Source organism: Pseudoruegeria sp. SHC-113 (assembly GCF_025376885.1).
Classification (GTDB): domain Bacteria; phylum Pseudomonadota; class Alphaproteobacteria; order Rhodobacterales; family Rhodobacteraceae; genus Pseudoruegeria.
The window spans coordinates 636885-654395 of the sequence record NZ_JAHUBR010000001.1; the positions used below are offsets into that span (position 1 = coordinate 636885).

General features: G+C 65.3%; 17 protein-coding genes. 8 read left to right on the top strand and 9 right to left on the bottom strand.

What is annotated here, in order from left to right; translation table 11 throughout:
- Nucleotides 1-64 precede the first annotated feature (64 nt).
- Complete coding sequence (locus KVX96_RS03140) at nucleotides 65-442, top strand: hypothetical protein (protein WP_261192773.1); 378 nt, start codon at nucleotides 65-67, stop codon at nucleotides 440-442.
- Nucleotides 443-626: 184 nt separating this feature from the next.
- Here the strand turns inward: KVX96_RS03140 and KVX96_RS03145 are convergent, their stop codons facing one another.
- Together KVX96_RS03145 and ribA are read right to left on the bottom strand one after the other, a co-directional pair.
- Nucleotides 627-1136 carry a L,D-transpeptidase gene (locus KVX96_RS03145; protein ID WP_261195369.1) on the bottom strand — a complete coding sequence of 170 codons (510 nt, stop codon included), beginning with the start codon at nucleotides 1134-1136 and terminating at the stop codon, nucleotides 627-629.
- Between the two features lie 2 nt (nucleotides 1137-1138).
- Entirely contained in the window at nucleotides 1139-2230 is a 1092-nt protein-coding gene (ribA, locus tag KVX96_RS03150; RefSeq protein WP_261192774.1) for a GTP cyclohydrolase II, read from the bottom strand.
- A gap of 184 nt (nucleotides 2231-2414) precedes the next feature.
- Between ribA and KVX96_RS03155 the strand changes: the two genes are divergently transcribed.
- The 3 genes from KVX96_RS03155 to KVX96_RS03165 all read left to right on the top strand — a co-directional run bounded on the left by KVX96_RS03155 (nucleotide 2415) and on the right by KVX96_RS03165 (nucleotide 5219).
- A complete protein-coding gene (locus tag KVX96_RS03155; protein WP_261192775.1) occupies nucleotides 2415-3101 on the top strand; it encodes a response regulator transcription factor in 687 nt (228 codons plus the stop codon).
- A 264-nt stretch (nucleotides 3102-3365) separates the two neighbouring features.
- Nucleotides 3366-4355 carry a zinc-dependent alcohol dehydrogenase family protein gene (locus KVX96_RS03160; RefSeq protein ID WP_261192776.1) on the top strand — a complete coding sequence of 330 codons (990 nt, stop codon included), beginning with the start codon at nucleotides 3366-3368 and terminating at the stop codon, nucleotides 4353-4355.
- A gap of 75 nt (nucleotides 4356-4430) precedes the next feature.
- The gene (locus KVX96_RS03165; RefSeq protein ID WP_261192777.1) at nucleotides 4431-5219 is read left to right on the top strand and encodes an exodeoxyribonuclease III; all 789 of its coding nucleotides are present in this window, start codon (nucleotides 4431-4433) and stop codon (nucleotides 5217-5219) included.
- A 9-nt stretch (nucleotides 5220-5228) separates the two neighbouring features.
- Here KVX96_RS03165 and KVX96_RS03170 read toward each other — a convergent pair whose 3' ends face one another.
- The 3 genes from KVX96_RS03170 to KVX96_RS03180 all read right to left on the bottom strand — a co-directional run bounded on the left by KVX96_RS03170 (nucleotide 5229) and on the right by KVX96_RS03180 (nucleotide 8986).
- Nucleotides 5229-5504 (bottom strand): DUF4242 domain-containing protein, encoded by a 276-nt coding sequence (locus tag KVX96_RS03170; RefSeq protein ID WP_261192778.1) that lies wholly within the window; start codon nucleotides 5502-5504, stop codon nucleotides 5229-5231.
- 160 nt (nucleotides 5505-5664) lie between these two features.
- Complete coding sequence (locus tag KVX96_RS03175; protein ID WP_261192780.1) at nucleotides 5665-7581, bottom strand: DUF3604 domain-containing protein; 1917 nt, start codon at nucleotides 7579-7581, stop codon at nucleotides 5665-5667.
- A 145-nt stretch (nucleotides 7582-7726) separates the two neighbouring features.
- Nucleotides 7727-8986, bottom strand: a complete 1260-nt coding sequence (locus KVX96_RS03180; protein WP_261192782.1) for an MFS transporter — start codon at nucleotides 8984-8986, stop codon at nucleotides 7727-7729.
- A 167-nt stretch (nucleotides 8987-9153) separates the two neighbouring features.
- Between KVX96_RS03180 and zapE the strand changes: the two genes are divergently transcribed.
- On the top strand, nucleotides 9154-10242 hold the full coding sequence (zapE, locus tag KVX96_RS03185) for a cell division protein ZapE (RefSeq protein WP_261192783.1): 1089 nt from the start codon (nucleotides 9154-9156) through the stop codon (nucleotides 10240-10242).
- Between the two features lie 163 nt (nucleotides 10243-10405).
- On the opposite strand, the gene KVX96_RS03190 is transcribed toward zapE, so the two are convergent.
- From KVX96_RS03190 to ilvD, 4 genes are all read right to left on the bottom strand, one after another.
- Nucleotides 10406-10783 (bottom strand): hypothetical protein, encoded by a 378-nt coding sequence (locus tag KVX96_RS03190; RefSeq protein ID WP_261192784.1) that lies wholly within the window; start codon nucleotides 10781-10783, stop codon nucleotides 10406-10408.
- A gap of 12 nt (nucleotides 10784-10795) precedes the next feature.
- Nucleotides 10796-11569 carry a DUF6478 family protein gene (locus KVX96_RS03195; protein ID WP_261192785.1) on the bottom strand — a complete coding sequence of 258 codons (774 nt, stop codon included), beginning with the start codon at nucleotides 11567-11569 and terminating at the stop codon, nucleotides 10796-10798.
- A 126-nt stretch (nucleotides 11570-11695) separates the two neighbouring features.
- On the bottom strand, nucleotides 11696-12364 hold the full coding sequence (locus tag KVX96_RS03200; protein WP_261192786.1) for a hypothetical protein: 669 nt from the start codon (nucleotides 12362-12364) through the stop codon (nucleotides 11696-11698).
- Nucleotides 12345-14078 (bottom strand): dihydroxy-acid dehydratase, encoded by a 1734-nt coding sequence (gene ilvD / locus KVX96_RS03205; protein WP_261192787.1) that lies wholly within the window; start codon nucleotides 14076-14078, stop codon nucleotides 12345-12347. The genes KVX96_RS03200 and ilvD overlap by 20 nt, the downstream gene beginning before the upstream one ends.
- A 101-nt stretch (nucleotides 14079-14179) precedes the next feature.
- Here ilvD and KVX96_RS03210 point away from each other — a divergent pair, with 101 nt between their 5' ends.
- The 3 genes from KVX96_RS03210 (at nucleotide 14180) to KVX96_RS03220 (ending at nucleotide 17482) form a co-directional block, all read left to right on the top strand.
- Complete coding sequence (locus KVX96_RS03210) at nucleotides 14180-15073, top strand: CPBP family intramembrane glutamic endopeptidase (RefSeq protein WP_261192788.1); 894 nt, start codon at nucleotides 14180-14182, stop codon at nucleotides 15071-15073.
- A 76-nt stretch (nucleotides 15074-15149) separates the two neighbouring features.
- The gene (accD, locus tag KVX96_RS03215; RefSeq protein WP_261192789.1) at nucleotides 15150-16205 is read left to right on the top strand and encodes an acetyl-CoA carboxylase, carboxyltransferase subunit beta; all 1056 of its coding nucleotides are present in this window, start codon (nucleotides 15150-15152) and stop codon (nucleotides 16203-16205) included.
- Between the two features lie 38 nt (nucleotides 16206-16243).
- A complete protein-coding gene (locus KVX96_RS03220; RefSeq protein WP_261195370.1) occupies nucleotides 16244-17482 on the top strand; it encodes a bifunctional folylpolyglutamate synthase/dihydrofolate synthase in 1239 nt (412 codons plus the stop codon).
- Nucleotides 17483-17511: the final 29 nt, after the last annotated feature.

A 17511-nucleotide genomic window follows, 5' to 3' on the forward strand; every position in this document is an offset into this window, starting at 1 on the left:
GCGCACGCCAGATGGATTGAGATTGCCGCCGCAAGGCTGTAAGCCGGTGGGGCTGCAGGGAAAAGTGACGATGACAATGGTGCCGGTTCAGCAGATGGCCGAGGAGATCTCTGGCCTGTTCTCCGAAAAACTCGCGATCCGCGGGCGCACGCTGGCCGCGCAGGCCCGAAAGGCGCGCCGCTTCCTGCCCAAGGCGGTGCGGGCGGACGCGGCGTTTCTTTCCGAGAGCGTGAAGCTGGCAGACCACCCCAAGCTTGCGCGCCGGATCGACCCGACGCGCGCGCAGGCGGCCTATGAGAACTGCAAGCGGCATCTGGAGGCGGTGGACCCGGCGGAGCGCCGTAAGTCCATGTGGCTCGGGATAGTGACGAGCGTGGCCTGGGCGATCTTCGTGGTGATCGTTCTCTTTGTCGTGGTGCTTGTCTGGCGCGGGTTTGTGTGAGCTGCAGATTGCCCACGTGCATCTTGAGCATTGGTCAGCCCGAATTTGGTTTCCAAGGATTGGATTGGAGCGCCGCTTCCGCGGGGTGGCGCAATCGCGCCGCCCGTTTTGCCGGAGGCAAACCTTCGGTTTGACGGGGCGGAACGGCGCGGCGCAACGGTTCCCGTTGCGCGGGACTTGACCGCTAGCGCCCCGCCAACCCCTCCGGGACGATCAGCCGGTTTTCCGGCTCCAGCCGTTCGATGATCCAGCGGAAGTGATCGCGGCGGAAGGCGATGCAGCCTTCCGTGGGGTGGCGCGGCTTGCGCCAGATGTGCAGGAAAATCGCCGAGCCGCGCCCGGCCTCGGCCTCGGGCCAGTTCCAATCCGTCACCAGCACCAGATCATAGAGCGGATCGGCGCGGCGCAGGCGCTCGTGGCTCAGGCCGTAGGGCGCGCGCACATGCTGGTTGTAGTCGGGCGCGCCAGAGGCATCGCTCCAGAGATCGCCGGGGCCGATGGGAAAGGCTTCCCCCGCAACGCGGACACGGTCTGGGCGGGCCATCAGCCCCATGATGCGATGCACGCCAGCGGGTGTCGCGCCATCGCCCTCGCGCTTGGTGGTGGACACCCCGCCGCGCCCGATGGCGCAAGGGATGGTGCGGCCCAGAAAGCGGATGCCGCGCGGTGTGAGCACCAGATCCTGCGGGCGCATGCTCACAGCAGGTGGCCCGATTTCGCGGCCTTGGTGGCCAGGTAGGCCTCGTTCAGCGGGTTCAGCCCTACTTTCAGCGGCACGCGCTCGGTGACTTGCACACCGGCATCTTCCATCATCGCCACCTTGCGCGGGTTGTTGGTGAGCAGGCGCACCTGCGCGAAGCCCATGCGCTTGAGGATCTCGGAGCCGATACGGAAATCGCGCTCGTCATCCTCGAAGCCGAGCCGGTGGTTGGCCTCCACGGTGTCAAAGCCCTGATCCTGCAGCGAGTAGGCGCGCATCTTGTTGGCAAGGCCGATCCCGCGCCCTTCCTGATTGAGGTAAAGCAGCACGCCGGCGCCTTCAGTACCCATCTGCGCCAGCGCGCCGCGCAGCTGCGGGCCGCAATCGCATTTCAGCGAGCCGAGCACATCGCCGGTGAAACAGGCCGAGTGCAGCCGCGCCAAAACGGGTGCGTCGCGCGGAGGGCTGCCGATCTCGATGGCGTAATGCTCCTCGCCGCCGTCTTCGGGGCGGTAGATGTGCAGCCGCCCGGCCTCGGACGCCATCATCGGCAGGCGCGCGTGCACCACCTCGTTCATCGGGCTCGTGGTGTGGAGCACCGGGTAGGCGGCCCCGGCGTCGAGCCATGTGAGCCCATGCTCGGCGGCGAAAGCGGGGCCGGCGGGGATCTCGACAAGGATCGCGGCCGGCAGCACCTGCGCGGCCTTGCAGAAGGTGATGGCGGCGCGGGCCAGCCGCGCATCGCCTTCGCGCAATGTCTGCAGCGGGCCTTTCATCGGGTGCATCAGGTCATCGGCCGGATCCGCGAGGCTGCGCAGCCAGTCGCAGGTGGCATCACCGGGAATCGCGACACGGGCCACCATCGCATCATAGGCGCGGGCCTTCAGCGTCTCGGCGCGGCGGGTGGTGAGGGCGAGCACCGGTTGGCCGGGCAGGATGCGCATGTCCTGCAGGCGGGCGCTGCTGAGCGTCTCGACCGAGGCCACCAGCGCGAAGCGGCCCTCAAGCCCCAGCACGATGGGCACGCCCATGCGCAGATCGGCGCGGGCGCGGGCCTGAAGCTCGGTGATGTCGGGGCGCAGGTGCATGGCGGACCTGTTATACTGTTACAGCCAGAAGCCGATACTTAGGGGGTTGGTGGCCGAATGTGAAACATTTCTCACTCGTTTCGTGGCGTTTTGACACGAGCGCGTGAGTGTGTTGTAGCAAATCTTGTCGCCGGGGGTGGCGATGATCAACTCTTGTCCCAACAGAGCGAGGAGTGCGAAGCCGATGGCAACCCTGAAGAAAATCCTGCTGGTGGACGATGACGAGGATCTCCGCGAGGCCCTGAGCGAACAGCTCGTCATGACCGAAGATTTCGACGTCTTTGAGGCCGGCAACGGCCAGGAGGCGATGGCCAAGGCCAAGGAGGCGATCTACGATCTGGTGATCCTCGACGTGGGCCTGCCCGATACCGACGGCCGCGAGCTCTGCCGCCTGCTGCGCAAACAGGGCGTGAAATGCCCGATCCTGATGCTGACGGGCCATGACAGCGATGCCGACACGATCCTCGGCCTTGATGCCGGCGCGAACGACTACATCACCAAGCCCTTCAAGTTCCCGGTCTTGCTGGCCCGCATCCGCGCCCAATTGCGCCAGCACGAGCAGAGCGAAGACGCCGTGTTCCAGCTGGGGCCCTACACGTTCAAACCGGCGATGAAGATGCTGGTGGATGAGGACGATCGCAAGATCCGGCTCACCGAGAAGGAAACCAACATCCTGAAGTTCCTCTACCGCGCATCCGAAGGCGTGGTGCCGCGCGACGTGCTGCTGCACGAGGTCTGGGGCTATAACGCCGGTGTAACGACCCATACGTTAGAAACGCATATCTACCGGCTGCGCCAGAAGATCGAACCCGATCCTTCCAACGCACGCCTGCTGGTGACGGAGAGCGGCGGCTACCGCCTCGCCTCCTGACCTCATCCCCTTTTCAGAACGGGGCAATGTTCTGAAACCTCCCTGTTGGACTGGCCCGGCCTTGTGCCGGGCCTTTTTTCTTGGGGCTTGGCGCTTGGGGCAATCCAGCGGTCCGCTGGCGCGGGCAGGTTTGTTGGCCCGCTGACGCGGGCGGCCTCCGGCGTGGATATTTTCCGCCAAGATGAAGGAGGCGGGTTCAAATGTGGGGGGAGGGGATTACATGGAGGGGTTCGAGACAGACAAGCCAGACGAAAGGCAAACCCCATGGTGCTTCAGGCGCGTTACGATTCCTTCGGCGATCCGGCCGATGTTCTTCACCTCAACGACGCCGAGGCGCAGGGGCTTGCCGCAGGGCAGGCCCGGATTGCCATGCTGCGCGCGCCGATCAACCCGTCGGATCTGATCCAAGTGGCGGGCAACTATGGTGTGCGGCCAGAGCTGCCCGCGGTGGCCGGCAACGAGGGGCTGGGGCGCGTTATAGAGGTGGCCGAGGGCGTTGCCACTGTGAAGCCCGGCGATCTGGTGTTGCTGCCTGCGGGCTGCGGCACCTGGCAGAGCGAAGTGGTGGCCGATGCTGCGACGCTCTTTGCCCTGCCGGAGGCCGATCTGGATCAGCTTTCCATGCTCACGGTGAACCCGCCCACGGCCTTTCTGCTGCTGGAAGAGTTCGTGGACCTGCATGAGGGCGACTGGATCATCCAGTCCGCCGCGAATTCGGCCGTGGGGCGCTACGTGATCCAGCTGGCCGCGCAGCGGGGCTTGCGCACCGTGAACGTGGTGCGCCGCCCCGAACTGGCGGCGGAGCTGGAAGACCTGGGCGCCGATGTCGTGCTGGTGGATGGCGAGGACCTGCCCCAGCGGGTGGCCGATGCCGTGGGTGAGGGGCGCATCCGGCTGGGGGTGGATGCCGTTTCGGGCGGAACGTTCGCCCGGATGAGCGAATGCCTCGCGCCGGGGGGCGTGATGGTCTCCTACGGGGCGATGGCCAATGCGCCCGCCATGCTCAGCCCGCAGGCGGTGATCTTCCGCGATGTTCAGGTGCGCGGCTTCTGGCTCGCGCGCTGGTTCACCCATGCGAGCCCCACCCGAAAGCAGGAGGTTTTCGGCGCGCTGATCGGGCTGATCGCGCAAGGCAAGCTGAAGGCCGCGGTGGACGCCGTTTATCCGCTTTCTGCGCTTTCCGACGCCGTGGCCCATGCCGCGCGCGACGGGCGGGGCGGCAAGGTCTTGCTTGCCCCCAGCGAGGGTGTTTAACTCCGCCGTGACCTCGAAGGCCCGCCTGCGCGGGCCTTCTTTGCCTTTGCCCCAAACGCCTAGCGGAGCCGCCCCATGCCCTTCACCCTCGCCACCTGGAACATCAACTCCGTGCGCCTGCGCGAAGAGATCGTGCTGAAGCTGATGCAGGAGGAGATGCCCGATGTCCTGTGCCTGCAGGAGTGCAAGAGCCCGGTGGAGAAGATCCCTTTGGAGGGGTTCCGGGCGCTGGGCTATCACCACATGGTGGCGCGCGGGCAGAAGGGCTACAACGGGGTAGCGATCCTCTCGAAGATCCCGATGGAAGAAGCCGGCAGCGAGGATTTCGCCAGCCTCGGCCATGCCCGTCATATCGCCGGGCGGCTGGAAAATGGCGTGACGGTGCATAATTTCTACGTGCCTGCGGGCGGCGATGTGGCGGACCGTGACGTGAACGAGAAGTTCGGCCAGAAGCTCGACTACCTCACCGACATGCGCGACAGCTTCCATGCCGCTGCGCCTGAGAAATCCATACTCGTGGGCGATCTGAACATCGCGCCGCGCGAGGATGACGTCTGGGATCACAAGAAGCTGCTGAAGGTCGTCAGCCATACGCCGATCGAGGTGGAGTACCTCGCACAGGTGCAGGAGGCCGGCAACTGGGTGGATGTGACCCGCGCCGACATCCCCGACGGGCGGCTCTATTCCTGGTGGTCCTACCGGGCGAAGGATTGGGACGGGGCCGACAAGGGCCGCCGGCTTGATCACGTCTGGGCAACGCCCGACATCGCGGGCGCGGCGCACTCCAGCCGCATCCTGCGCGCGGCGCGCGGCTGGGAGAAACCCTCAGACCACGCGCCCGTTTTCGCGACATTCGATCTGTAGCAGCCGCCCTCAGGCGTTCGCGGTGGTCGGATCGATCACCGTGACGACCTCGGTGATCACATTGGCCGGGAAGCCGCTGAGTTCGGAGTGCTTGCGCACCGCGTCTTCGTTGTCGGCAAGGTAGACGCAGAAGGTCTTGTCGCCGGTCACATAGGAATGCTGCCACTGCACATGGCCAGCGAGTTCCGCGAGGGCTTCATTGGATTTTGCCGCTGCGCCGCAAAGCTCCTGCGCGTTCATGCCGCCGACACCGGGCAGATCGCGTTCGATCACGTATTTCTTCATGGTCTTTCCCCCCTGAAATGCAACGAAATATGCCATTCTGAAACAGTGGAGCCGGTGCGCAGCCGGGCGATTAGCAGGCGCGCGCAGAAGGCTTCCACTGCTTCATGTTAACATAATTCGCACGCAAAGGCACGCGGGCGGGGGGCTCTCGCCGGGGGTGTCAGCGCGCTGCCGTGTAGAAGATCGGCGAGGTATAGGCGCGATCCTGCACTTCCGCCGGGACGGTCTCGGGCAGGGGCACGCCGAAGAAGGCGGCGTCATGGGTAGTCCAGCGCGGGGTCGGGATCTCCAGCACGCGCACGTAGTAAAAGGCGTCCTGCGCGGCGTCGAACTCCGGGTCTTCCCAGTAGCCCTGCAGCGCCACGGCACCGATGGCGTTGGTGTAGGTGGCCGAGGCCACATCCACGGTGGAGCCAACCGGCGTGCGGGCGCGGCCATCTTTGCCGATCTCGCGTCCGTCTGAGACGGCGATGTCATAGATCCGCTCGTGGGTATCGCCTTTTGCATCCAGCCAGCCCTTGATGATCTGGACGCGGTCCAGATTGGCCCCATCCGGATCGCGCAGGGCGCGCACGAGGAAGCGCGGGGTGGCGCCATCGGGCGCGGCCCGCAGATCGCCGCCCATGGGCACGCCACCGTTGTAGCCGGTGGCGGCGAAATCGGTGCTGTTCAGATCACCTTCCTCAAAGCCCCAGCCGCCAAACACGCGCACGCGCATCCGCGTGCCGGTGGTGGCGTAGGCTTCCTTGCGGGTCAGCGCGCCGAATACCTCGCGGCGGGTGTTTTCCCGCGCCCAGACCGCCGTGAGCCCGGCCGCGGATTCCTGTGCGGTGAGGATGCGCAAGGCAGGGTCATCCGCCGGGATCACCTCGATGGTGTGGCGGTTGGGCGAGGGCTCGGTGTGCTGGTACTTGCCGAAGTAGTTGTCCTCCCGCGTGGTGGGGATCGCTGTATGGGCGTCGGTGGTGCCATACATGCCGAACTTGTAGGGGTTCACGCCGATATCGCGGCCGATCTTCAGGCCCAGCTTCAGCGCCGAGCGGGCGTGTTCGTATTGCAGCATCTCGGGCGTTTTCGCAGCGGTGCCGGAGAGGTTTGCCACGTCCCAGCGCTCGAAATCGGCGAACTCGTCGTCGGGCGAGAGCATTGGGTGGGTTTCCTCGTCGCCCTTGATCTGCGTCATCTCATGCATCGGCTCCCAGCGGATGCGCTTGGCGGCGTATTCTGCCGTCAGGGGCGAGCCGTCGAACTGGGTTTCGGGAAACATCAGCCCGTTGCTCATGTTGCCGTTGTGCGGCACCGAGATCGCCTGCCCGCCGGTTTTCTCCTCATAGGCAGCGAGGTAATCCCACAAAAGCTCCGGGTCGGGCGCATCGAAAAAGGTGAGCGGGCGCGTGGCGGAGGTCTTCTCGGCGCCATCGGCAAAGAGGATCACGCGGTGCAGGTTGTCGCCCTGCGGGGTGAAAGTCCATTCAAAGCCCGCAAGCGAGGTGAAGACGCCGGGCTCGTTGTACTCGTCGATCGTCTCCACGAGATCCACCCAGAGATCGCCATCCAGCCCCAGTCCTGCCGTCGGGTCGATCCCGCGCACGGTGCCGATCTCGATGATCTCACCGAAGGCGGCCATGCGGTCCTGCTGGCCGCCGTTGAAGAGCGCGTGGATGCGTGCGCCCCAATCGTCCTGCAACAGGCGCGGATCGCTTTTGCGGATGGCGGTGGCCAGCCCGATCATCTCGGCGTGTTCGGTGACGGCGAGGAAATCCAGCGGCCGGATCAGCTGCACCGGCTGGCCGGTGTTTGAGCGGATTTTCTCGCCGCGCGCGATGCGGAAGGCGTCATGCACGTTCAGCGAGGTGCCAATCAGGCCGGCGTCAAAGGAAATCTCGGTGTGGAAGTGCAGATCCCCGAAGAGCACCTGATCCGGGTAGGCGCGGCCGGCGAAGGGCGAATAGACGGGCGTGTCATCGACGGTATCGGTGCTGACGCTGCCCTCGAAGGCAACAGCGGGCGCGGCGGCAAGACCAAAAGCAAGAGCGAGAAAGCCGAGGCGGTTTGTGAGCGATGAACTGGCGGGCATAGGGCGGACTCCGTCTTGTTTTGCCTTCGTCTTGGGCCATGTGGTGAGCGCGCATTTCGTATCCGGTCCCAGCATAGGCTGCCGCGACGGTTTCACAAAACCCTAAAGTCTTACGATTTCAGCCCGTTCCTGAGGGAAAGACTGCTCAGGCGTTGGCCGCTCCGGCGGGTGATCCGCGCAGCTTGAGCGGAATTTCCTTCACCGGCAGATGCACGATGGCTGAGAAAGCCCCGACGCCCACGCCTACCCACCAGACGGCGGTGTAATCGCCCGTCAGGTCATACATCCGCCCGCCGAGCCAGACGCCGAGGAAGCTCCCCAACTGGTGGCTGAAGAAGACAAACCCGTAGAGCGTGCCCATGTAGCGCAGCCCGTAGATATAGGCCACGAGGCCGGAGGTGAGCGGAATGGTGGCCAGCCAGAGCGAGCCCATCGCGAGCGAGAACAGCACCACGCTCGTTGGCGTGATGGGCAGCATGATGAAGGCGGCGGCCACGATGGTGCGCAGGGTGTAGATGATCGCAAGCAGGTATTTCTTGGAGTAGCGCTTGCCGAGCCAGCTCGCAAACAGCGTGCCGCCGATATTGGCCAGCCCGATGAGCGAGATCGCCACCGCGCCGAGGGCGGAGGTGGTGGTGATGCCCACAGAGTAGAGCATCCCGCCGGGCTGGATCGGGCCGCACATCTCCGTCACGAAGGCCGGGAAATGGGCCGTCACGAAGGAAAGCTGGTAGCCGCAGGAAAAGAAGCCGAGGAAGATTAGCGTGTAGCTCGGATCGCGGAAGGCCTTGCCGAGGATCTCGCTCATGCTCTCCTCGATGTCGGCCTTGTTGGCCACCGGCGCGCGCATCATTGGCAGCACCAGAAGCGCCAGCAGGATGGCCGCCGCGAAGACGAGAAAGACGTTCTGCCAGCTCATGAAGCCCAGAAGCCACTCGGCGGTGGGCGCGCCGATCACCTGCCCCATGGAGCCCGCCGCCGTGGCGATGCCCAAGGCCATGGAGCGGTTTTCGTCTGAAGCGGCTCGCCCGACGATGGCGATGATCAGCCCCATGCCGGTGCCAGCGATGCCGAAACCCACGAGGATCTCGATCCACTGATGCGCGCCCGGCGTGATCGCATAAGCCGAAAGCACAAGCCCCGCCGCATAGGTGAGTGCACCAAGGATCACCGCCTTCCGGTCGCCGAATTTCTCTGCAATCGCGCCGAAAATCGGCTGGCCCACGCCCCAGGCGAGGTTCTGAATCGCGATGGCAAGCGAGAACTCCGCGCGCAGCCAGCCGAACTCTTCCGCAATCGGAATCTGGAACACACCGAAGCTTGCCCGAATGGCGAAGCTGATCATGATCACGATACAGCCGCCGATCAGGACCGGGGTGAAAAGGGGCGCGCGCGTCTCTTGCATGTCTCTCTCCTGCACAGCCGGGCCACGATGGCGAAAGCAGGGCGGCGCGGTCAATTCAGTTTTTGTGAAGGGGCCCATCTGCAGGGGCGAACAGAGGCAGGCAGCGCTTGGCAGCGCGCCGGTTTTTTGGCAAGGGAAGGCCGCGAGGGCAAAAGGACGTGTCGGCAATGGCAACACTGGGCGAGATCTACGCAGCGAAGGTGAAGGCAGGCGAGATCCGCCCCGATCCGGCGCAGGAGCTGGTGTTGCCCCTCCTGCAGGACATCCGCGCGCATCTGGAAACCGCCACCACCCGCAAGCGCGGGGTGCTGGGCGGGCTCTTCAGCAAACCGCCGAAAACACCTGAGGGGCTTTACCTTTGGGGCGGAGTCGGGCGCGGCAAGTCGATGCTGATGGATCTCTTCGTGGAAAACCTCGCGATCGAGCAGAAACGCCGGGTGCATTTCCACGCCTTCATGCAGGAGATCCACGCCGCCCTGCACGAGGCGCGCAAGAGCGGGGTGGAGGATGCGATCCAGCCCGTGGCCGATGCCGTGGCTGCCGAAGTGCGCCTTCTGGCCTTTGACGAGATGCAGATCTCCGACATCACCGACGCGATGATCGTAGGGCGGCTGTTTGACAAGCTCTTCGCGGCAGGCGTGGTGGTGGTGACAACCTCGAACCGGGTGCCAGATGATCTTTACAAGGACGGTCTGAACCGCCACCTGTTCCTGCCCTTCATCGAACTGCTGAAAGATCGCATGGTGGTGCATGAACTGGTGAGCCCGACGGATTACCGGCAGGACAGGCTCTCCGGCGCGCAGGTCTACTTCACACCGATCAACGCGGCGGCGCGCGCCAAGATCCGTTCCGTTTGGGCTGCGCTGTCAGGTGGCGAGGCCGCGCCGCTGATGCTGCCGGTCAAGGGCCGCGAAGTGGTGCTTCCCGCCTACCGAAACGGCGTAGCGCGGGCGAGTTTCTTCGAGCTATGCGGCAAACCGCTTGGCCCGGCGGACTACCTTGCCATCGCGCAGGCCGTGCGTGTGCTGGTGGTGGACGACATCCCCAATCTCTCGCGCAGCAATTTCAACGAGGCCAAACGCTTCGTCACCCTGATCGACGCGCTCTACGAAGCCAAAGTGCGCCTGATCTGCTCGGCGGCAGCGGAACCGGAAATGCTTTACCTTGAAGGCGAAGGCACTTTTGAATTCGAACGCACGGCCAGTCGGTTGCGCGAGATGCAGGACGCGGATTGGGGCAAACCTGCTGCGTCCTAGGGGGCTCTGCCCCCGCCGCCTTCGGCGCCTCCCCCGAGATATTTACAGAACAAAGTGGGGGCCCATCTTCTTCTGGCCGGCAATATCCCGGGGGTGCGGGGGCAGAGCCCCCGCTGAGTCCTGGGTCGGGCCGAAGGCTCCGCAGGAAATGCGTGATGCAGGTCTAACCCAATGTTTCGACGCAATGGCGGCGGAAGGCACGTTTGAGCATGTCCAACTCAGCGCGCAGCAGGTCCATCTCGGCGCGGATGTCCTCGGCCATGGGCTCACCGGTGAGGATGGCAAAGCTTCCGAGCGTGACATCGTCGGGCTTTGAACGGATCAGGAAGGTCTGCACCCCGTCTGACAGTGCGGCGGCCGGGATCGGGATGCGCAGGTGCCATTGGCCGGGTGTTCCCTCGATGGCTGTGAGCGTGACGCCTTCGATTGCGGTCTCAAGGTGGGTGACGTCGATCTCGGGGGCTTCGGCGCTTTCCATCGTGAGCACCCCTTCCCAGGTGCCTGCCTGGATGCGGCTTTTGGTCAGCGTGGGGTCGGACATGTCTGGGGCCTCCTAAAGCTCGGCGCGGGGGCGGCGGGTGAGGGTGAGATCGCGCAGGATGATCTGGTTCATCTCCGGGCCCTCGAAGATGAAATCCACCCACATCCGTTCCACCCGTTTCTCGTTCAGCTTGGTGTAGGTCATGTCGAACTCGACCGACACGTCTTCCTCCTGCCAGGGCAGTTCACGCACGATCTGTTCGGTGTTGGGCCCGTGTTTGACATTGAGCCGCGCGAAGATTTCCAGCGGTTTTTCCAGCTCAACGATGGCGTCCAGTTTCACGAGGTGGCGTTTGCGCAGCCCGTGGGCGGCTTCTTCCGGGAGGTCGATGGCGAGCGACAGGAAGCTGCCGTCAAAGCGAAAGACGTCCATCCGAAGGCCGAAGGGGGCGAGATCCTCTTCCCGCGTGTTGCGGATCTGGCGCACGGTCAGCTCGGAGATGGAGCAATCGTGGTACACGGTCACCTCATGGCCGATCTTTTCCTGCGTCTGCACCGAGGCCCGGCCCGGCGGCGTCAGCGGGCCGCGCCACAGTTCGGGCCGATAGGCCCAATCGCAGAACATCGGCTTCTGGATCGCCGTGGAGCCGATCAGCGGCAGCGCAAGGCGGCTGTCGGCGATGTAGGAGAGCTTGTCGAGTTGGCCGCGCAACTGCCGTGCCCGGCCACGCCAGGTACGCAACTCCGCAGGAGAGGCCTGTTCCGCCGCGCCTGCCACGCGTTTCCAGCGCGCAAGGCTGCGTTTGAACAGGAGCCGATCCAGCGGCGTATCGATCCGTTTGGCCATGTGCAGACTGCCCCGTCTTCCTGCCCGTATTCCTGCCCGTACTGCTGTACGCATTCCTGCCCGGTTCCTGCGCCGGTGACATGCGCAATCATCCCAAGGCTTCACTCTGCAGGCAACACCTTAAGATCAGTTTGCGTGGCTAATTTTTCCGACGAAGGATTTCAGCACCGCGAAGCTGTCTCTTTCGGCAACGGGCTGCTGGCGGGTGCCAGCCACAGTGGCGGAAATGATATGGCCGTCCACATCGAAAAAGGCGCGCCAGTAGTCTTCGCCCAGTTCCGGCGCGGTGCGCGTGCCCGTATCGCGGCTGCGCACGTAGAAGACGCTGCCTTCGCTGCGGGTCTCCAGCACTTCCACGGTTTCGGAGCGCCCATCGCGGCTGAGCACGCGCAGACCATCCTCGGAGCGGAAGAAGCGATCGAGCACCGGCAGGCTTTGGGCGATGGTGTAGCCTTCACCGAGGCCGGAGACGGTGGCCGTGAGCACCGCGCGCACCTCCGGTTCGCGCAGGCCGGGATCCTGCGTGATGGCGGCGCAGCTGCCCAGCAACACGAAGGCCTCCGTGCCGCGCTGGCGCGAAGCGTCCACGTCGATGCAGTAGCCGGACGGCCCGGTGATCACCACGGCGGGCTCGGACACGCTGACCTTGGAGGCCGCGGGACGTTGGGATTGTGCCGTTGATTGGGAGGGGGCTGCGGCGGCCTGCGTTGCGGCGGCCACCAGCAGGAGGAGCGCGCCGGCCGCTCTGGCCGCCACGCTCAGGTTCGATCCGACCTCAGAGGTCCATATAGACATGCTTCTCCGCTTTGCCGCCCGGATGGGTCACGGCACCGCGATAGGTTTCTTGCACCTGCTGCGCGTACTTCCACAGCGCGCCGGAGGCGTAGATCGTTTCGCGGGGGCCTGCCCAGTTTGCCTTACGTTCAGCGAGTTCCTCGTCGCTCAGGGCCACCGAGATCTCACCTTTGATTGCGTCGATCGTAATCCGATCGCCATCTTTCAGCAACGCGATCGGTCCGCAATGAGCGGCTTCCGGCCCAACGTGCCCCACGCAGAAGCCGCGGGTCGCGCCGGAGAAGCGGCCATCGGTGATCAGCGCCACCTTTTTGCCCATACCCTGGCCCGAAAGCGCAGCCGTGGTGGCGAGCATTTCGCGCATGCCGGGGCCGCCGGAGGGGCCCTCGTTGCGGATCACCAGAACCTCGCCTTCCTTGTATTCGCGGGCCTGCACGGCGGCGAAGGCCTCTTCCTCGCATTCAAACACGCGGGCCGGGCCGGAGAAGACCTGCTGCTCCGCCGTCATGCCCGCCACCTTCACGATGGCGCCTTCCGGCGCGAGGTTGCCTTTCAGGCCCACGACGCCGCCGGTCTTGGTCAGCGGCGCGGCGACGGAATGGATCACGCGGCCATCGGCTTCGCGGCTGATCTTGTCCAGCTCTTCGCCGATGGAGTAGCCAGAGGCCGTCATGCAGTCGCGGATGATGAGGCCGGCCTTGTCGAGTTCTTTCATCACCACGGGCACACCGCCGGCCTCGTAGAGGTCTTTCGCCACGAACTGGCCGCCTGGCTTCAGATCCACGAAATAAGGGGTGTCGCGGAAGATGTCGCAGACGTCATCGAGGAAGAATTCGATCCCGGCTTCATGGGCGATGGCGGGCAGGTGCAGGCCGGCGTTGGTGGAGCCACCGGTGCAGGCCACGATGCGCGCGGCGTTGATCATTGCGTCGCGGGTGACGATGTCGCGCGCGCGGATGTTCTTCTCGATCAGGTTCATCACCGCGCGGCCCGAAGCCTCGCCGTATTGATCGCGGCTCTCGTAAGGCGCGGGCGCGCCGGAGGAGTTGAACAGCGCAAGGCCGATCGCTTCAGACACGCAGGCCATGGTGTTGGCGGTGAACTGGCCGCCGCAGGCACCCGCGGAGGGGCAGGCCACGGCTTCGAGCTTCTCCAGCTCGCAGGTGGAGAGGTTGCCGGCCTGGTGCTGGCCGACGGCCTCGAACACGTCCTGCACCGTCACGTCCTGGCCGTTGTGGCGGCCCGGCAGGATGGAGCCGCCGTAGATGAAGACGCTGGGCACGTTCAGGCGCACCATGGCCATCATCATGCCGGGCAGGGACTTGTCGCAACCGGCAAGGCCCACGAGCGCGTCATAGCAGTGGCCGCGCATGGTGAGCTCCACCGTGTCGGCGATGGCTTCGCGGGAGGCCAGCGAGGAGCGCATGCCCTCGTGGCCCATGGCGATGCCGTCGGTCACGGTGATGGTGGTGAATTCGCGCGGAGTGCCCATCGCCTGTTTCACGCCCATCTTCACAGATTGGGCCTGACGGTTCAGCGCGATGTTACAGGGGGCGGCCTCGTTCCAGCAGGTGCCCACGCCGACGAGCGGCTGATGGATTTCCGCTTCGCTCAGGCCCATGGCGTACATGTAGGACCGGTGCGGCGCGCGGGCCGGGCCTTCCGTCACGTGGCGGCTGGGCAGTTTGGATTTGTCGAACGGCGGCTTGAGCATGGAGAACCTCCCAGAAATTGGCTGCGTTCGGGAATAGGCAATGAGGCCGGATTCCACAAGCGCGATTGCGGTTTTTAGGCCCTGCGGGTAGCGTCGCGCCGATGAGCCTGCTTCGCCCTTCCGCCTACGCCCCCCATGAGGCCTTCGTGGCCCCCGCCCGCGCCAAACCGGCGCTGTGGCGACTGGCTGTCGGCATCCTCGGGACAGGCGCGCTCTACATGATCATGGGAAGCGCGATCTACGTGGCCTTCGCCGCGCTGGACGGCGGCCCAGCCGGTGCCAGTTGGGAGGATCTCGGCACGCCGATGGCCACGCTGGGGCTGCTGGTGGGCTTCGCCTTCATGGTGATCGGCTGCTTCGGGGCTGCAAGCCTGCTGCATGGGCGCGATTTCGCCTCTCTGATGGGCCCAAGGGCGCGGTTCTGGGCCAGCTTCCGCGTGGCGCTGGTGGCGATCCTCGCAGTCGAGTTCGTGATCTTCGCGCTGCCGCCCTACGTGATGCCGGAACTCGCCCCGGGGCTGGCGCTTCCACGCTGGCTCCTGTTCCTGCCGATCTCTCTGGCGGCGCTGTTTATTCAGGTGTTCGCCGAGGAGATCTTCTTCCGAGGCTACATCCAGCAGCAACTCGCCGCGCGCTTTGCAAGCCCGCTTGTCTGGATGGTACTGCCCTCTGCGCTCTTTGCCTTCGGCCACTACGACCCTCAAGGCATGGGGGGCAACGCGCTGATGGTGGTGGCATGGTCCTTCACCTTCGGGTTGGTTGCGGCCGATCTGACGGCGCGCACCGGCAGCCTCGGCCCGGCCACCGCGCTGCATTTCGCCAACAATGCCTTCGGCATCCTGCTCGTCAGCCCGCCGGGGCCGCTCTCGGGCCTAGCGCTCTACACACTGCCCTTCACGCTCGCCGACCTGCCCGCGGGCGATCCGCTGATCCTGATCGACCTCGGCCTGATCCTTTGTGGCTGGCTCGCGATCCGGCTGGCGCTCAAGGTCTGATTGCATTTCCCTTGGGTGCACCTTATTTCAGTGCGCAACACAGGCACAGGTACTGGCACAGGGGATACGCACCGGTATGAACTGGATCACCAACTACGTCCGCCCTCGGATCAACTCGCTGTTTTCGCGCCGCGAGGTGCCCGAGAACCTCTGGACGAAATGCCCCGAATGCGGAACCATGCTGTTCCACCGTGAGCTGTCGGACAACCTGCAGGTCTGCCACAACTGCAACCATCACCTCGCCATCACCCCGCGCGAGCGCTTCGATGCGCTGTTTGACGGCGGCATCTACGTTGAGGTGAAAGTGCCCGACGTGGTGGCCGATCCGCTGCATTTCCGCGACCAGAAGAAATACCCCGACCGCATGAAGGCCGCCGTCAAGAAGACGGGCGAGAAAGAGGCCATGCTGGTGGGCGAAGGCGAGATGGGCGGCACCCAGATCGTCGCCGCCGCGCAGGATTTCGCCTTCATGGGCGGCTCCATGGGGATGTATGTGGGCAACGCGATCATCGCCGCGGCTGAACGCGCGGTGGAGCGCGGCTGCCCGATGGTGCTGTTCTCCGCCGCCGGTGGCGCACGGATGCAGGAAGGCATCCTGAGCCTGATGCAGATGCCGCGCACCACGGTGGCCGTCGAAATGCTGAAAGAGGCGGGCCTGCCCTATATCGTGGTGCTCACCCACCCGACGACGGGCGGGGTGACGGCCTCCTACGCCATGCTGGGCGACGTGCAGATCGCCGAGCCCAACGCGCTGATCGGCTTCGCGGGCACCCGCGTGATCGAACAGACGATCCGCGAGAAACTGCCCGAGGGCTTCCAGCGGTCGGAATACCTGCTGGACCACGGCATGCTGGATCGCGTGACCGACCGCCGCGCCCTGCGCGACGAGCTGATCACCATCTGCCGGATGCTGATGAAACAGCCCTCCTCCGTCGCGGGCGCCCTGCCCAAGCCCGAAGACGTTTCGGATGCGCCGGAGGCCCCGGCCAAACCCGCCGCTGACGCGAAGGCTGAGGCCAAACCGGACGCCAAATCCGACGTAAAAGCCAAGCCGGAAGAGGCCGCGGCCGCCAAAGACAAGGGCGATGCGGCATCTGACAAGGGCGAAACCAAGGACGCAGCCAAGCCGTGAGCGCAGCAGGCGCGGGCTCCGACGCCATCCTCGCCCGGATGATGGCGCTGCATCCGAAGATCATCGACCTCACGCTGGATCGTGTCTGGCGGCTCTTGGCGGCGCTCGACCACCCCGAGCGCGCCCTGCCGCCGGTGATCCATATCGCCGGCACCAATGGCAAGGGCAGCACGCAGGCAATGGTCCGCGCCGGGCTTGAGGCCGCCGGAAAGTCCGTCCACGCCTATACCTCGCCCCACCTCGCGCGCTTTCACGAGCGTATCCGGCTGGCGGGTGACCTGATCACCGAAGAAGCGCTCACCGAGGTGCTCGACGAGTGCTATGCCGCCAATGGCGGCGAGGCGATCACCTATTTCGAAATCACGACAGTGGCCGGCCTGCTGGCCTTCGCGCGCAGCCCAGCGGATTACACGCTTCTGGAAGTCGGCCTCGGCGGCCGGCTCGACGCCACCAATGTGGTGGAGACCCCCGCGCTCACCGTGATCACCCCGGTCAGCATCGACCACCAGCAGTTCCTCGGCGAAACCCTGCCTGAGATCGCGGGTGAGAAGGCTGGCATCCTGAAGCGCGGGGTGCCCTGCATTGTCGGGCGTCAGGAAGAGGCCGCGCTTGAGGTAATCGAAGCCCGCGCCGCCCGCCTCGGCGCGCCGCTCTTCACCTATGGCCAGCACTGGCACGTCTGGGAAGAACGCGGACGGCTGATCTATCAGGACGAAAATGGGCTGATGGACCTGCCGCTGCCCGTGCTTCAGGGCGCGCATCAGGTCGAAAACGCGGGAATGGCCATCGCCGCCCTGCGCTGCCTCGGCTTTGGCGAAACCGCCTGCGAAGGCGCGCTGCGGGATGCGGTCTGGCCGGCCCGGATGCAACGACTGAAGGAAGGCCCGCTTGTGGAGCGCGCAGGCACGGCGGAGCTCTGGCTCGACGGCGGCCACAACCCGAGCGCAGGCGAGGCCCTCGCCGCGCTGCTGGCCACCCTGCCGGAGAAACCCACGCATCTGATCTGTGGCATGCTCAACACCAAGGATATCGGCGGCTACCTGCGCCCGCTGGCCGCGCAGGCCGCGTCGCTCCACGCGGTCTCGATCCCCGGCGAAACCGCCACCCTGCCTGCAGCTGAAACGGCCGAAGCTGCACGAAAAGCCGGGCTGGCCGCGGTGGAAGCGCCGGACGTGGCAACAGCCATCACGGCGATCACCGCGAAGGCCCCAAATGCCCGCATCCTGATCTGCGGCTCGCTCTACCTCGCCGGCAGCATCCTGCGCGAAAACGGCTAGGCCATGCGGCTTGTAAGATAAAGCGGGGG